Genomic DNA, 15187 nt, shown 5'->3' with positions numbered 1-15187 from the left:
TCATTCTCCTGATATGCCTAAGCATGTCTTCCGTGATGGCTAATCAGAATCGTCCGGAATTGTGTGGCTGACAAGGCTTTTGGTTGAGGTTGGTAGCTGACCGGGGGCTTGATCATTACCCCAATCCATCCCCCCCCCAAAGAAGCAACCAAACCCGCAAGCCGAGCACAACCACGCCTGTGAATCACTGATGGCAACCGCGAGCAGGCTTGCTCGCGATGGCGGTGTGTCAGTCATCATGATGCTGAATGGGCTGGCTTCTTCGCGGGCAAGTCGGATCGCCGCACCGCTCGCTCCTACAGGGGATTTGTGGTGTTTTCTTTATCTAAACAACCTTCGCGCCCCGTGCCTCCAGCAATTCCCGTAATACGGAACGGTGGCAGTGCGCCTCTTCCTCGCAATAACACCCCAAAGCCAGCGACGTTTGATGGGAGAGGGCGGCCAGCAGGTCGAGCATCTGGCTGGGCGCGGGTTCGTTCATCTCGGCCTTGAATTTGCGCTTGAAGGCTCCCCAGGCTTTGGCATCTTCTGCCGCTTTGGCTTCGGCCACCAATTCGGGACTGGGGGACAGCAGCGGTTGCCACACGTCGTAAAAATCCCGGCTGGCAAATTCGGCCTTTGGTACGCCCCGAGGCGGGCGGCGTACCCAGGCGCAGGCCTTCGTGCGCGGTGCGGGGTGAGCCGAGCTGGACGATGTGGATGGGCATGATCGCAGTGCCTATTTGAGCCGCGAGCTGTCGAACCACTCCAGCGCCGTGCGCCAGAAGCAGATCCCCAGGAAGTACGCCGACATCAGCAGCCACAGGCCCATCACCAGCGGGTTGATAACCGGGTGGTTGACCACCAGCGACAAGCTGCACAGCAGCCAGATGGCCGTCACGGCAATGTTGATCGGCATGAACCGGCGCACACGGAACGGGTGCAGGAACTTCATTCGGGTCACGGTCAACAGCGCCAGGCCGATGACGGTGAGAAAGGTAATCCATGGCGACGGGTCGATGATGTACAGGCACAACGCGACCACGTTCCATGCGGCGGGAAAGCCCTGGAAGTAGTTGTCTTTGCTCTTCATGTTGACGTTGCAGAAGCAAAACAGCGACGACACCAGAATCAGCGACACGGTCAGCAGCAGGGTGTAGTCCGGCAACGGGATGTAACGGTAGATGAACAGTGCCGGGATAAACACGTAGGTCAGGTAGTCGATCACCAGGTCGAGGATCGAACCGTCGAAACTTGGCAGCACCGATTGCACATTCACCTTGCGCGCCAGCGCGCCGTCCAGACCGTCGACGATCAGCGCCACGCCCAGCCACAGCAGGCAATTGGTGGGTTGGTTTTCCAACAAGGCGAGGGTCGCGAGGAAAGCTGTGACCACGCCAGTGGCGGTAAAACCATGGGCGCCCCATGCTTTGAGCCTGGCAATGTGTACAGTGGATATCACGGGGGCGTTCTCCAGAAAGTGAAGCAAGCCAGTTATCACCCTCTGTTGAGGGCGTCGGCAAACCGGGTCGGGTTGCAGGTATCGACCGGATTTTCGGGAATAAGGTTCACCACCTATGAATCTTAGCCGCCGCACAAAAAAATACCCCGGAAATATCCGGGGCAAGAATTAAAGTGCTGTACGCCTGCGCCCGACCGATGCCGGGACGGGCGTCATCTCAGCGAGGGGTGGAACACGCGCAGCCGATGGTTATCCGGGTCAAGCGCGACGAAGGTACGACCGAAGTCCAGCTCTGTCGGCGCTTGCACCATGGTCAGCCCGAGCGCGCTCCAATCGGCAAACAGCGCATCGACCTGCTCGGCGGATTCCACCGGGAACGCCAGCTCGGTCCCGCCGCCCGTCGCTTGCGCTGTTGGTTCGGCGGTATGCCGTGACCAGAGCCCCAGTTTGTAGCCGCCCTCCAGGACAAACAGCGCGAAGGTTGGCGACTCTTCCACGGGCTTGCGCTCCAGCAGAAACTCATAGAACCGCGCACTGACGGCGGGGTTTTCCACGAAAAGCAAAATATAACGGGGAGTGATCATAGGGGCTGCTCCATTCAAGGTGGGCGCAGCATAAAAGGAGGCGGTGTCAGTTTCTGTCAGGAGTGTGAAGGGCAGGGGCAACACCCATGACGTCAGCCAGACGGAGTTGGCGGAATGTCTGGCGAGGACTATCGTTGCCTGACTGAGTTTCTGCCCATTGATGAGGACGTCGTCATGAACACCAGCGATTTGCTTGAGCAATTACTGCGGGCTAGCCAAGGCTCGCAGTCGCAACAAAGGGGCGATGCGGCGTCAGCTCAAGGAGGTTTGGGCGATCTTGGCGGGTTGCTTGGTGGTCTGTTAGGGCGTGGCGCGGGTGCCGGTGCGGGCGGCGGAGGCTTGGGTGGTTTGCTCGGTGGTTTGCTGGGCGGCGGATCACCCATGGGCGGTTCGACGCAAACGCGCTCAGGTGGCACCAACTACGCGGCATTGGCTTCTTTGGGGATGATGGCGTTCCAGGCGTATCAGGCCTGGCAACGCAGCCAGGCTTCGGCACCACAGCAGGCGCCGCGCACCGTGGACCTGTTGTCAGGCCCGGAAATCGAAGACCACAGCCACGCTATCCTTCGTGCCTTGATCGCCGCCGCCAAGGCCGATGGCCGCATCGATGATGCCGAGAAACACATGATCAGCACCGAAATCGGCCGCCACACCGACGATCCGCAACTGCAGCAATGGCTCGATGACGAAGTCGCCCGGCCGCTGGATGCCGCCGATGTGGCGCAGTCCGCCCAAGACCCGGGCATGGCCGCCGAAATGTACCTGGCCAGCGTGATGTTGGTGGACGATCAACAGGACGCCGAACGCAACTATCTGGATGAATTGGCTGCGGCGTTGAAGATCGAGCCCGAGTTGCAGGTACATCTGGAGCAGCAGGCCAAGGGCGGCGCTGCCTGAGCGTTCCCTGGTTCCTACGGAGATGGCGTACCTCAGGGGTGCATGCGGTCGGCGTAGGAGCTGGCGAAGCCTGCGATCTGTTGATTTTCAGCGGTTTTGAGAATGCCAAAGATCAAAAGATCGCAGCCTGCGGCAGCTCCTACGGAAATTATGTACATCCGTTAATCAAGAGGGGATGCGGCCGGTGATTTCGGTAGCAGAAACGTAACGCCGAAGCCTTCAGATATCTCCAGTATCCGAGGCAGGTCTTCAGGCACTTTGAGCTGATCCAACGCCGCAAAAAACTGACCGCCACGCGGATCGGAAACCACGCCAATGATTTTCGCGGTGGGGCTGATGTTCTTGTAAGCATGGATCGACCCAGCGGGGATGTGTACGTAACCCCCGGTCGAGACGATGGTGGATTGACCCGCGACGGTCACTTCGATCTGCCCGTCGATGACGTAGAACGCTTCGTCCCAAGGGTGAAAGTGCAGCGGTGGCCCGCCACCCTGCACACCTTCCTGGATGTGCATTTCAAAGGGTTTGGTCAGATCGTCGCCGGCAAGAATAGTGATTGTCTCTCCAACAACTTTGACCGGCGCGGGCGTTTTCCCGGCTTCGATGACGTGAACCGTTCGCATGATTTGCTCTCCGAGGCATTAATCCCCCTGCGCTGAGTATATTCACTGCGCCGCGAGCAAGTGCCATGGCGCTGGCCCGTCTGTCCGGCCAATTTCAACGCAAATGGAATTTTTTTCAGGCACCGCCGCTCTGCTGATAGAGACGTGCTGATCCAGCGTCCTGCCACTGGCCGCAGAGCGAGATAATTATTCCATGACTGCCCTGACACGACTTGAATCCCGGCCTGCCCACGAACACGCGATAACTGTCGCTGGCGGCGTAAAGTCGCTCTATGAACAGTTGTTGCTGAGCGATAACAATGACGCGCAAAAACACGCGCTAGCCGGATGCTTTCTGCAAGAGCAATTGCAGCAAGCGGCGCACCTGCCTGAACAGATGCCACGGGATCTCTCGACGTTGCAAAACTGGGTCGAACAGCACAGCGTCGACGTGGCCCGGCAATACGCCGACTACCTTAAGCAACGCAAGGCGGGTGGGGCGCGACAGTTCTTCAGCAATAAGGCGCATGCGCTGTTTTTCCTGCAGGCGGTTACCCCGACCAAACTGGTGGATGGCGCCTGGCTTTATGGCCTGTTGCGGCACTGGCGCGACCCGCGTTTCGATGGTCTGTTGTGCACCTATCTGGAAGAGTTGGGAGAGGGCAATCCGGCGCAGAATCATGTGGTGATCTACCGCAAGCTGCTGGCCGAACATGGCCTGCAAGACACTGCCGCGCTTGCCGATGAGCGCTACCTGCAAGGCGCGATTCAACTGGCGCTAGGCTATTGCGCCGACGAGTATTTGCCGGAAGTGATCGGCTACAACCTCGGCTATGAACAGCTGCCGCTGCACTTGTTGATCAGTGCTTATGAACTCAGCGAACTGGGCATCGATCCGCTTTACTTCACGCTCCACGTGACCATCGACAATGCCAGCACCGGGCATGCCCACAAGGCGGTGCAATCGGTGCTGCAATTGCTCCCGGTGGAAGGCGACCGCGATGATTTTTTGCGGCGGGTGGCGCTGGGTTATCAGCTCAATGACCTAGGGCTGGGCAGCCGGGCAATCATCGAGTCGTTCGACCTCGACAGCGAAGTACTGAGCATGCTTGAACGCAAACGCCCGTTCGGCCAGCACATGCATTCCGATTACAGCCGTTTTGAAGGCAAGACCGTCAATCAATGGCTGTCTTCACCTGAGCAGTTGCCAGGATTACTGACGGCCCTGGAAAACAAGGGCTGGATCAAGCGCCACCAAAACCCGAAGGCCAGTCATTTCTGGCAATTGATCGACGGCGCTGGCGCGGCAATGTTCGGCGTATTCAGCCCTTACGAAAAACAGTTGCTGCATGACTGGATTGCTGGCGACTGGAAGTCGGGGCGTCCAGTCGCAGCGGTAAGGCGCGGCAGCAGCGTTACGGCGCAGACGCCGGTGCCGGACACCGATCCGGATATCCAGCACCTGCAAACCGCGCTGAACGGTCTGAGCGGGCACGAGCAGATGCCGGTGTTGATGCCGTGGCTCTCGCCCCATCGGCATGCCCATCCTGCCGGTCTGTTGGCGACGCGCCGGTTTATCGAACTCAAATCCAGCCTTCTCTAGAACGCCTTTTATCAACGGGAGCGGTTTATGAGTCAGGAAGAGCAACTGTCTGCCGTCGACCTGGCGCTGGTGCAACTGGGACGGCGCTTGCAGGCTGACGGTTACCGATTCATCACGCCGACGCCGCTGACCCATCAACGCGTCAATACCCGCGCCGAAGCCCGGCGGGCCGAGACCTTGCGCGATGTTTTTGGCTGGTCGCGGCCATTTGAACCAGGGCTGTTGTCGGCGGATGAACAACGCCAATTGCAACAGGCGCAGGTGCTGGAGGAGTGCAACGGACGGCTGAAAAGCCGGGTGCGCTGGTCCAGCCTCGACGACTTGCTGTTCGTGCATTCGGCCTTTCCGACGGAGGCCGCCGATTCGGTGTTCTTCGGTCCCGACACGTATCGGTTCGCCCAACTGATTCACGCCCATCTGCAGCAGAACTTCGCCCCAATCAGGCGCGCCGTGGACATCGGCTGCGGTGCCGGTGTCGGTGCCATTCTGATTGCCCGCGCCCGTCGCGAAGCCGAGGTGTTGGCGCTGGATATCAACCCGGAGGCGCTGCGCATGACGGCCATCAACGCCGCGCTCGCCGAAGTGGCTAACGTCAGTGTCGAGGCCAGCGATTTGCTGCAGGATGTCGACGGATATTTCGACCTGATCGTCGCCAATCCACCCTACATGGCTGACCCCGCCGAGCGTGCTTACCGACATGGCGGTGGCGCGTTGGGTGCGGAGCTGTCACTGCGGATTGTCGAGCAGGCACTCGGTCGGCTGGCACCCGGCGGCTCATTGCTGCTGTACACCGGCGCGGCGATGGTCGATGGTCGCGACCCGTTTCTGGAGGCTCTCGCTCCGCGTCTGGAGGCCCCGGGGTTCGGCTGGACGTATCGCGAACTCGATCCCGATGTGTTCGGTGAAGAGTTGTCGTCACCCGGTTATCAACGGGTGGAACGGATCGCCGTCGTCGCGCTGACCGTGACGCGTCTCGGCCCAGGCATTGGGGAAAACGTTGATGAGCAGGCGCCTGAACTTCGGCATTGAAGAAGAATACTTCCTCACCGACCTCGTCACCCGGCGCATGCCGGGGCCGCCCTCGGCCCAAGCGATCGAGGCGTGCAGGGCGGCGCTGGGCCAGTCGTTCGCCTATGAGATGTTCCAGGGGCAGATTGAAGTCGCCTCACCGGTGTTCAGCAGCTTACCGGAGGCCGCCGATTACCTGGCCACCACCCGCAGTGCCCTGAGGCGTGCGCTGGAGCCGTTCGGCCTGGGTCTGCTCAGCGCCGGCAGTCACCCCTTGGCGGATTGGCGGATTCAGCAGCCGACCGACCAGGCGCATTTCCATCAGCTGTTCGACGACTACCAGCGAGTGGCCCGGCGCAGCCTGTTGTCCGGGCTGCACGTGCACGTCGAAGTGCCCGGTCATCTGGATCGTATTCGGGTCATGAACGAAGTCTTGCCGTGGATGCCGCTGTTGTTGGCGCTGAGCACCTCGTCGCCGTTTTGGGAGGGGGCGGACAGCGGTTTCATGAGCTATCGCCAAGTCGCCTGCGACGAGTGGCCGCGCATGGGCATTCCGGAGTTTTTCGAGGATCAGGATGCGTTCGATGACTATGTCGCGCTGATGACCCGGACCGGCTCGATCCGGCAGCCCAGCGACTGTTGGTGGAGCGTGCGCCCGGCCGCGCGGTTTCCCACGCTGGAGCTGCGCATCACCGACGCCTGCCCACGGCTGGACGACGCGCTGTGCATCGCTTCACTGTTTCGCTTGATGGTTGCTGACGCTATCGCGCAGCCGCTGCCCGGGGCGAACTTCAACCGGACGGCTTACTGGATCCTCAAGGAAAATCGCTGGCGCGCCAAGCGTTACGGCATTCACGGCACCTTCATTTGCAAGGACCACGAACCGACGATCTCGGTCGAGCAATGGCTGGCCCTGGCGCAAGTGACGTTTGCCGAGACCGCGCAGCAACTGGGCGCGCAAGACGTCTTCAAACAGGCCCGGCGCATGCTGATCGAAGGCACCAGCGCGGATCGGCAACGGTACGCGGTGGAGCAGGCATTACGCGACGGACGCTCGATGCACGAGGCGTTGGCGCTAGCTGTCGATCAACTGCTGATGGAAACCGGCGAGCAACCTTGCGCCAGCCCGGCCCCGCAACGAGCGGTAGGTGAGCCATGAACAAGAACCTGGACGATTACAACCGAATGCGCGATTTCTCGGCGACCTCGGAACCTGCCGCCGCCAAACGTTCGGGCAAAAAAACGGCGAAGGATCATGCATTGCAATTCTGCATTCAGAAGCATGACGCCTCGCATCTGCACTACGACTTTCGCCTGGAACTCGATGGCGCGCTGAAAAGTTGGGCCGTGCCCAAAGGCCCGTCGCTGGACCCCAAGGTCAAGCGCCTGGCCATCCACGTCGAAGACCATCCGCTGGATTACGCCACGTTCGAGGGCACCATTCCCGAAGGGCACTACGGCGCCGGCGATGTGATCGTCTGGGACCGTGGGGTGTGGATTCCCCTGGACGATCCGGCCAAGGCGTACACCAAGGGCCGGCTGAAATTCGAGCTGAAAGGAGAGAAGCTCGGCGGCCTGTGGAACCTCGTGCGCACGCACATGCCGGGCAAGCAGGAGCAGTGGTTTCTGATCAAGCATCAGGACAGCGCAGCCAGACCCGACAGCGAATACGATGTGGTCGCCGCTGAGCCGGACAGCGTGCTCAGCGACCGCACCATCGTGGAAAAAAAACACGGCGCGGAAAAGCCCAATCCGATCAAAAAAGCCCCGGCCAAGGCGCGTAAGGAAAAGTCGACACAACTGACGGGGGCGCGCAAAGCCAACCTGCCGGAGTTGCTCAAACCCGAACTGGCAACGCTGGTCGAATCCGCGCCGAGCGGCGAATGGAGCTATGAGATCAAGTTCGACGGCTACCGGGTGATGACGCGCCTCGACCACGACGAGGTCAAACTCTTCACTCGCAATGGTCACGACTGGACCCACAAATTGCCCGGGCAAGCCGAGGCGCTGGTAGCGCTGGGCCTGGAATCGGCCTGGCTCGACGGCGAAATGGTGGTGGTCAACGAGCAGGGCGTTCCGGATTTTCAGGCGCTGCAAAACGCGTTCGATTCCGGCCGAAGTGGCAGTATCGTTTACTACCTGTTCGACTTGCCCTACCTCAACGGCGTGGACCTGCGCGAAGTGCCTGTCGAGGAACGCAGGGCGGCGCTGGCGACTGTGCTCAAGCCCAATGACAACCCGTTGTTGCGATTCTCCGACGCCTTTGGCGAATCCCCGGAGGCGTTGCTCAACAGCGCCTGCGAAATGAAGATGGAAGGGCTGATCGGCAAGCGCCTGGGCTCGCCTTACGTGTCTCGGCGCACCAGTGACTGGATCAAACTCAAGTGCAAACATCGGCAGGAATTCGTCGTGGTTGGCTTCACCGACCCCAAAGGTGCGCGCAGTGCCTTCGGTGCGTTGCTACTGGGATTGCACGACCGCGACAGCGGTGAATTGCGCTATGCCGGCAAGGTTGGGACCGGGTTCAACGAGGCGACGCTCAAGCGCATTTACGAACAATTGAAACCGCTGCAGACGAAAAAGCCGTCGGTGGTCAATCCGCCGAGCGGTTTTGAAGCCAAGGGCGTGCATTGGCTTAAACCCACACTGCTGGCAGAAGTGGCCTTCGCCGAAATGACCAAGGACGGCTCGGTGCGCCACGCCGTGTTCCATGGTTTGCGTGATGACAAGCCTGCCAAAGAAATCACCGAGGAGTTGCCGAAAACCGTGAACACTTCAGCCTCGAAAACATCAGCCTCGAAAACCGCCGCTGCAAAATCCACGGCGAAGAAGAAATCCGCCGCCGAGAAACCTGACGCCGCCGAGCCAAAAACCACCCAGTCGACTGTCGCACCGTCGCAAATCGGCCTGGTCAGCGGCAAGGTGCGCATCACGCACCCGGACCGGGTGATCGACGCCAGCAGCGGCACCACCAAGATGCAACTGGCGGAGTACTACGCCAGCGTCGCCGAATGGATTTTGCCGCAACTCAAGGACCGGCCGGTGGCGCTGGTGCGTGCGCCGGACGGCATCGCCGGCGAATTGTTCTTTCAGAAGAACGCCGGGCGCCTGGCCATTCCGGGGATTGTTACCTTGGACAAGGCACTGACGGGCCAACCGGTGATGATCATCAACAACGCCAAAGCGCTGATCGGCGCGGTGCAGATGAGCACGGTGGAACTGCACACCTGGAACGCCACGTCAGTCGATCTGGATAAGCCCGATCGCTTCGTCCTCGATCTCGACCCGGATCCGGCGCTGCCCTGGAAAAGCATGATCGAAGCGACTCAGCTAACGCTCACAGTGCTGGATGAGCTGGGGCTCAAGGCGTTTCTCAAAACCAGCGGCGGCAAGGGGATTCACCTGGTGGTACCACTGACCCGCAAACAGGGTTGGGACGAGGTCAAGGACTTCAGCCATGCAATCGTCAGCCACATGGCCAAATTACTGCCGGATCGCTTTTCTGCGGTGTCCGGACCGAAAAACCGTGTAGGGCGTATCTTCATCGACTACCTGCGCAACGGTCTGGGCGCCACCACTATTTGCGCCTACGCCGTGCGCACCCGCGAAGGGCTGCCGGTGTCGGTGCCGATCTTTCGGGAGGAGGTTGCCGAGCTCAAGGGCGGCAATCAATGGAACGTGCACAACGTGCATGAGCGTCTGGCCGAAATCGGTGACGAACCCTGGGCCGACCTGAAGAAAACCCGACAGACGATTACTGCCGAAATGCGTCGGCGGGTCGGGATGAAAAAGTAGTGAATCAAGCAGGAAAGTGGCGGGTAAATCGGACCTGTAGGAGCCAGGCTTGCCGGCGAAGGCGCACTTAAGAGCGCCTTCGCCGGCAAGCCTGGCTCCTACGAAAAGCGGTTCATTCTCTTAACTGACTGACATTGGGGCACTCGACGACTATTGCTTGCCGAGCGCGGCAGCCAGCAGCGGTGCCGCCTGTTCATCGGTCAATGCGGCGTGGACTTCCATGCTCATGAGGTCGCTCCATTCCAGCACCCACTTCTGAATCGACACCGGATCATCGGCTTCTGCAATGCCAAAACCACTCGAGCCACCGACGGCATGCCAGCGCCCCAGCATGTTGACGCCTGCGGGTGGCGCGCCACCGGTCTTGAGAAAACGTTCGATTGCGCTGTTACGATGCTGCGGACTGATGGACCAACTGACCATGAATAACATCTGCCACCTCCTGCTACGGATTGGCACCTTTATCTTCGCGCACCTGGCTGGCGCCGGGGCCACGGTCACGCGTGTTTCCAGCTCCATCCTGGCTGGCCTGAACCCTTTCTCCCATGAGAAGGCATAGCAGCGGCCCGCGTTTTGCGTACGACCGCTGATCCTCTTTCAGGCATTTGAAATGAACATATCGGGATAACGGTGCAAACCATCAGGCATCACGCAACAAGTCGTTGGCATTGAGCAGCTCGTAGGCAATCTCCGGGCGCTTCTCCAACCCGCGGCGAATCGCAGCCGGAATCGACTGACGGGTTTTGCGACACAGACCCGGCAGCTCGCCGAGGGTGATATTGATGCCGCGCATGGTGCGCACTTCATTGAAGCCCGGGACGATCTCCACGCGCAGACCCAACTGCTCGTACATCCGGCGTTGCAGACGCTCCAGGTCGCTCAGGCTCTGGAGATTTTCCAGGCGCTCGACCAGGCGCTTTTCCTCCGACCGGGTCAGGCTCAGGATGCGCAAGTCCGCGCCGGGGGTTTCCAGCAACGGCTCACGCTCGCAGATGCAGGCTCCGGGCGGGCAGGGTTGGCGGATCGGAAGAGAGGTCGTCATGGGGTTCAATCATAGAGCGCTATGATCGGGTTTGCCCATGGGGTTGTTGTACCGTTGAGCGCGACGTCTGCATCCTGGGCTTGCTGGCCTCGGCTATGCCTTCCTCGGGCGGTAATCATTCTGCCGGGCGTTCATATCTGTTCCAGCAGCCAGGTACGGAACGCCATGAGTGACGGCAGCATTTCGTTGCGCGGCGGGTAGGTCAGGTAGTAACTGCGCTGACTGGCGAAGGGCAGGTCCAGGCTGATCAGCTCTGAGCTGGCCAATTCGTCGGCCACAAGAATACGCGGCACCAGACCTATTCCGATGCCAGCTCTGACGGCCTGGATCAAGTGTGAGGTGAGTTCGAAACTCGGCCCCAGGCGCATCATTCGGTGGGGCAAGCGGTGATGGCTGAACCACTCGCCCCAGACGTTGGGATTGTTCGCGACATTGAGCAGTATCTGTCCACCAATGCGCTCCGGTGTCCAGGCGTCATGGGCCTGGGCTGCCTGCGGCGAAATGACCACCATCATTTCTTCTGCGTGCAGGCGATGGCTGATCAGGCCCGGTAAATCAGCATTGCCGACGACAATCGCGGCATCAATGCCGCTGGTTTCGAAGTCGATGGCGTCGATCCGCGAATTAATGTGCACCAGCATGCCGGGATGGGTTTTGTAGAAATCATGAAGGCGCGGCAGCAGCCACTTCGAGCCGAAGGTCGGCAATGTGGCCAGGCGCAACGTGCCGCTGCCTGATTGATAAGCCATGGCCTGCAACGTGGCGCTGCGGATGCGTCCGAGTGCTTCGCTCATTTCCCGCTGATAAAGACGACCGACATCGGTCAACTGCACCTGCCGACCTTCACGGCGAAACAGCGTCAGGCCCAGTTGTTGCTCCAGCGCCTGGACTTGGCGGCTGACTGCACTTTGGGTCAGCGAGAGTTCCATCGCGGCGCGGGTGTAGCTTTCATGTCGGGCGGCGGCTTCAAAGGCCAGCAGCAACGACATCGAGGGGGTGAGGTGGCGGTAATTCATTCGTAAAAGTCATCAATAGCTGCAGGATTATCCGTTTGTCCGGCACCAGAACCTGCAGGATCATTGGCGCAGCCGACGACCTGAGGCTGACCTATTAATGCTCAGGCGACAAGTGTTTTGATTTTTCCGTGATTAGCCCTACAAGAGACCATCCTGCGATGATCGCCCAGTTGACGACCGTTGAACCCGCGGCCCAGTACCCGGAATTTCTGCAAGCACTGCACGCCAGCGGTTTCCGCGGTCAGCTCAGCGCCGACTATGCCACTCGGACCGTGCTGGCGACCGACAACTCGATTTACCAACGACTGCCGCAAGCGGCGGTGTTCCCCCTCGACGCGGACGACATCGTGCGCATCGCGACATTGATGGCCGAACCACGTTTTCGCCAGATCAAGCTGACCCCGCGAGGCGGCGGCACCGGAACCAACGGCCAGTCATTGACCGATGGAATCGTGGTCGACCTGTCGCGGCACATGAACACTGTCCTCGAAATCAACGTCGCCGAGCGTTGGGTGCGGGTGCAGGCGGGCGTGGTCAAGGACCAGCTGAATGCCGCGCTCAAGCCTCATGGGCTTTTCTTCGCGCCGGAGCTGTCGACCTCCAACCGCGCCACCGTTGGCGGCATGATTAACACGGACGCCAGCGGCCAGGGCAGCTGCACCTATGGCAAGACCCGCGATCATGTGCTGGAACTGCACAGCGTACTGCTCGGCGGTGAGCGCCTGCATAGCCAGCCTCTGTCCGACGCGGAGCTGGAGGTGGCGTGCGCGCAGCCCGGCCGGATCGGCGAGGTGTACCGCACCGCGCGGCACATTCAGGAAACCCAGGCCGACCTGATCGAGTCGGTGTTCCCCAAACTCAACCGCTGCCTGACGGGTTACGACTTGGCGCACCTGCGTGACGAGCACGGACGCTTCAACCTCAATAGCGTGCTGTGCGGTGCGGAAGGATCGTTGGGCTACATCGTCGAAGCCAAGCTCAACGTGCTGCCGATTCCCAAGTATTCGGTGTTGGTGAACGTACGCTACGGCAGCTTCATGGATGCGCTGCGCGATGCCAACGCGTTGTTGGCGCACAAGCCGCTGTCCATCGAAACCGTGGACTCCAAAGTGTTGATGCTGGCGATGAAAGACATTGTCTGGCACAGCGTCGCCGAATATTTCCCGACGGACGCCGAGCGTGCGACGCTGGGTATCAATCTGGTGGAGTTCAGTGGCGAAGACCTGACGCAAGTGAACGCTCGCGTGGCGTCGTTCGTGGAGCATCTGCAGGCCGACACGACGATCGAGCGGCTGGGCCATACCTTGGCCGAAGGTGCCGAAGCAGTGACCCGCGTATACGCCATGCGCAAACGCTCGGTCGGGCTGCTGGGCAACGTCGAAGGCGAGATTCGTCCGCAACCGTTTGTGGAAGATACCGCCGTGCCGCCGGAGAAACTGGCCGACTACATTGCTGAGTTCCGCGCCTTGCTCGACAGCCATGGCCTGGCCTATGGCATGTTCGGTCACGTCGACGCGGGTGTGTTGCATGTGCGCCCGGCGCTGGACATGAAAGACCCGGCTCAAGCCGCGCTGGTCAAGCCGATTTCCGATGCCGTGGCCGAGCTGACCCGGCGTTATGGTGGTTTGCTGTGGGGGGAGCACGGCAAGGGTTTGCGTTCGGAATATGTTCCTGAGTTTTTTGGCGAGCTGTACCCGGCGCTGCAATCGCTCAAGGGCGCGTTCGACCCACACAATCAGCTCAACCCCGGCAAGATCTGCACTCCGCCGGATGCCGCCCAAGGCTTGCTCAAGGTTAACGAAGTGACGATGCGCGGTGAGCTGGATCGGCAAATCGACGAGCGCGTCTGGCAAAGTTTCGGCACCGCCGTGCACTGCAACGGTAACGGCGCTTGCTACAACTACGACCCCGACGATGCGATGTGCCCGTCGTGGAAAGCCACCCGTGAACGCCAGCATTCGCCGAAGGGCAGGGCGTCATTGATTCGCGAGTGGTTGCGTCTGCAAGGCGCGGCCAATATTGATGTATTGGAAGCGGCGCGGGGCAAATTGTCGTGGTTGAGCGGGTTGCCAACGAGGGTGCGCAATAACCTGGCGCGATCGCGCGGCGAGGCGGATTTCTCCCACGAAGTCTACGACGCGATGGCGGGCTGTCTGGCCTGTAAATCCTGTGCCGGACAATGCCCGGTCAAGGTCAATGTTCCGGAATTTCGATCGCGCTTTCTGGAGCTCTATCACGGTCGCTATCAACGTCCGCTTCGCGATTACCTGATCGGCTCGCTGGAGTTCACCATTCCTTATATGGCCCACGCGCCGGGCCTGTACAACGCGGTAATGGGCTCGAAATGGATGAGCCGCTTGCTTGAGCGACACGTCGGCATGCTCGACAGCCCGCTGATCAACCGTTACGACTTGCAGGCCACGTTGACCCGCTGCAAGGTCGTTGTTGCCAGCGTGCCAGCCCTGCGCGAGCTCACCGTCGCGCAACGTCAGCGCAGCGTGGTGTTGGTGCAGGACGCGTTCACCCGTTACTTCGAAACCCCGTTGCTGGCGAGCTTTATCCAGTTGGCGCATCAGTTGGGCTATCGCGTGTTTCTGGCGCCCTATAGTGCCAACGGCAAGCCTTTGCATGTACAGGGCTTCCTCGGCGCATTCGCCAAAGCGGCGATCCGTAACGCCAGTCAACTCAAGGCTCTGGCCGACTGCGAAGTACCGCTGGTGGGTCTGGATCCGGCGATGACGCTGGTCTACCGCCAGGAGTATCAGAAAGTTCCGGGGCTCAATGATTGCCCGAAGGTCTTGCTCCCCCAGGAGTGGCTTTTCGATGTGTTGCCTGAAAACCCGCATCCCGCAACTCAGACATTCCGTTTGTTGGCGCACTGCACCGAGAAAACCAATGTGCCGGCCAGTACTTCGCAATGGGAAGCCGTGTTTGCCCGGATTGGACTCAAGTTGGTGACGGAGGCGACTGGCTGTTGTGGCATGTCCGGTACTTACGGCCATGAAGCGCGCAACCAGGACACCTCGCGGATCATTTTCGAGCAGTCATGGGCTGGCAAGCTGGACAAGGCGGGTGAAGCACTGGCAACCGGTTACTCCTGCCGCAGTCAGGTAAAGCGTCGTGCCAACAGGCAACTGCGCCACCCACTGGAAGTGCTGTTGGAGCATGCGCGCGCGGAGTAGGGAGCTTGTCACCCATG

At 60.4% G+C, this 15187-nt stretch carries 12 protein-coding genes and 1 pseudogene; 6 read left to right on the top strand and 7 right to left on the bottom strand.

Annotated elements, in window-relative coordinates:
* Nucleotides 1-325: 325 nt before the first annotated feature.
* From TU81_RS10250 to TU81_RS10240, 3 genes and pseudogenes are all read right to left on the bottom strand, one after another.
* Nucleotides 326-707 (bottom strand): annotated as a pseudogene (locus TU81_RS10250) (DUF488 domain-containing protein).
* A gap of 11 nt (nt 708-718) precedes the next feature.
* Entirely contained in the window at nt 719-1441 is a 723-nt protein-coding gene (pcsA, locus tag TU81_RS10245; protein WP_038983922.1) for a phosphatidylcholine synthase, read from the bottom strand.
* A gap of 212 nt (nt 1442-1653) precedes the next feature.
* Complete coding sequence (locus TU81_RS10240) at nt 1654-2025, bottom strand: VOC family protein (protein WP_038983921.1); 372 nt, start codon at nt 2023-2025, stop codon at nt 1654-1656.
* Nucleotides 2026-2139: 114 nt separating this feature from the next.
* On the opposite strand from TU81_RS10240, the gene TU81_RS10235 reads away from it, so the two are divergent.
* On the top strand, nt 2140-2922 hold the full coding sequence (locus TU81_RS10235; protein ID WP_048394890.1) for a tellurite resistance TerB family protein: 783 nt from the start codon (nt 2140-2142) through the stop codon (nt 2920-2922).
* 161 nt (nt 2923-3083) lie between these two features.
* On the opposite strand, the gene TU81_RS10230 is transcribed toward TU81_RS10235, so the two are convergent.
* Entirely contained in the window at nt 3084-3545 is a 462-nt protein-coding gene (locus tag TU81_RS10230) for a cupin domain-containing protein (RefSeq protein ID WP_048394888.1), read from the bottom strand.
* Nucleotides 3546-3738: 193 nt separating this feature from the next.
* Between TU81_RS10230 and TU81_RS10225 the strand changes: the two genes are divergently transcribed.
* Genes TU81_RS10225 through ligD form a run of 4 tightly spaced genes read left to right on the top strand, consistent with a single transcriptional unit; the run spans nt 3739 to nt 9930 of the window.
* Entirely contained in the window at nt 3739-5127 is a 1389-nt protein-coding gene (locus tag TU81_RS10225; protein ID WP_048394886.1) for an iron-containing redox enzyme family protein, read from the top strand.
* A 27-nt stretch (nt 5128-5154) separates the two neighbouring features.
* Nucleotides 5155-6156 carry a methyltransferase gene (locus tag TU81_RS10220; protein WP_048394884.1) on the top strand — a complete coding sequence of 334 codons (1002 nt, stop codon included), beginning with the start codon at nt 5155-5157 and terminating at the stop codon, nt 6154-6156.
* Nucleotides 6128-7294, top strand: a complete 1167-nt coding sequence (locus TU81_RS10215; protein ID WP_048394882.1) for a carboxylate-amine ligase — start codon at nt 6128-6130, stop codon at nt 7292-7294. Before TU81_RS10220 ends, TU81_RS10215 begins: the two co-directional genes overlap by 29 nt.
* Entirely contained in the window at nt 7291-9930 is a 2640-nt protein-coding gene (gene ligD, locus TU81_RS10210) for a DNA ligase D (protein ID WP_048394880.1), read from the top strand. Before TU81_RS10215 ends, ligD begins: the two co-directional genes overlap by 4 nt.
* 150 nt (nt 9931-10080) lie before the next feature.
* Here ligD and TU81_RS10205 read toward each other — a convergent pair whose 3' ends face one another.
* The 3 genes from TU81_RS10205 to TU81_RS10195 all read right to left on the bottom strand — a co-directional run bounded on the left by TU81_RS10205 (nt 10081) and on the right by TU81_RS10195 (nt 11988).
* Nucleotides 10081-10362 (bottom strand): DUF3303 domain-containing protein, encoded by a 282-nt coding sequence (locus tag TU81_RS10205; RefSeq protein WP_048394878.1) that lies wholly within the window; start codon nt 10360-10362, stop codon nt 10081-10083.
* A 208-nt stretch (nt 10363-10570) separates the two neighbouring features.
* Nucleotides 10571-10972, bottom strand: a complete 402-nt coding sequence (locus tag TU81_RS10200) for a hypothetical protein (RefSeq protein ID WP_007895980.1) — start codon at nt 10970-10972, stop codon at nt 10571-10573.
* Between the two features lie 131 nt (nt 10973-11103).
* Entirely contained in the window at nt 11104-11988 is an 885-nt protein-coding gene (locus tag TU81_RS10195; protein ID WP_048394877.1) for a LysR substrate-binding domain-containing protein, read from the bottom strand.
* Nucleotides 11989-12146: 158 nt separating this feature from the next.
* Between TU81_RS10195 and ydiJ the strand changes: the two genes are divergently transcribed.
* Nucleotides 12147-15170, top strand: coding sequence for a D-2-hydroxyglutarate dehydrogenase YdiJ (gene ydiJ / locus TU81_RS10190; protein ID WP_048394875.1), 3024 nt, complete (start codon nt 12147-12149; stop codon nt 15168-15170).
* Nucleotides 15171-15187 lie beyond the last annotated feature (17 nt).

The sequence above is a fragment of the Pseudomonas lini genome, assembly GCF_001042905.1.
In the GTDB taxonomy this organism is placed as follows: domain Bacteria; phylum Pseudomonadota; class Gammaproteobacteria; order Pseudomonadales; family Pseudomonadaceae; genus Aquipseudomonas; species Aquipseudomonas lini.
This window is presented reverse-complemented; position numbering and strand designations above follow the sequence as displayed.

Bases quoted from the DNA above. Each gene is read 5' to 3' on its own strand.
- TU81_RS10240 (WP_038983921.1), bottom strand. From the start codon at position 2,025: ATGATCACTCCCCGTTATATTTTGCTTTTCGTGGAAAACCCCGCCGTC.
- TU81_RS10235 (WP_048394890.1), top strand. From the start codon at position 2,140: ATGTCTGGCGAGGACTATCGTTGCCTGACTGAGTTTCTGCCCATTGAT.
- TU81_RS10230 (WP_048394888.1), bottom strand. From the start codon at position 3,545: ATGCGAACGGTTCACGTCATCGAAGCCGGGAAAACGCCCGCGCCGGTC.
- TU81_RS10225 (WP_048394886.1), top strand. From the start codon at position 3,739: ATGACTGCCCTGACACGACTTGAATCCCGGCCTGCCCACGAACACGCG.
- TU81_RS10220 (WP_048394884.1), top strand. From the start codon at position 5,155: ATGAGTCAGGAAGAGCAACTGTCTGCCGTCGACCTGGCGCTGGTGCAA.
- TU81_RS10215 (WP_048394882.1), top strand. From the start codon at position 6,128: ATGAGCAGGCGCCTGAACTTCGGCATTGAAGAAGAATACTTCCTCACC.
- ligD (WP_048394880.1), top strand. From the start codon at position 7,291: ATGAACAAGAACCTGGACGATTACAACCGAATGCGCGATTTCTCGGCG.
- TU81_RS10205 (WP_048394878.1), bottom strand. From the start codon at position 10,362: ATGTTATTCATGGTCAGTTGGTCCATCAGTCCGCAGCATCGTAACAGC.
- TU81_RS10200 (WP_007895980.1), bottom strand. From the start codon at position 10,972: ATGACGACCTCTCTTCCGATCCGCCAACCCTGCCCGCCCGGAGCCTGC.
- TU81_RS10195 (WP_048394877.1), bottom strand. From the start codon at position 11,988: ATGAATTACCGCCACCTCACCCCCTCGATGTCGTTGCTGCTGGCCTTT.
- ydiJ (WP_048394875.1), top strand. From the start codon at position 12,147: ATGATCGCCCAGTTGACGACCGTTGAACCCGCGGCCCAGTACCCGGAA.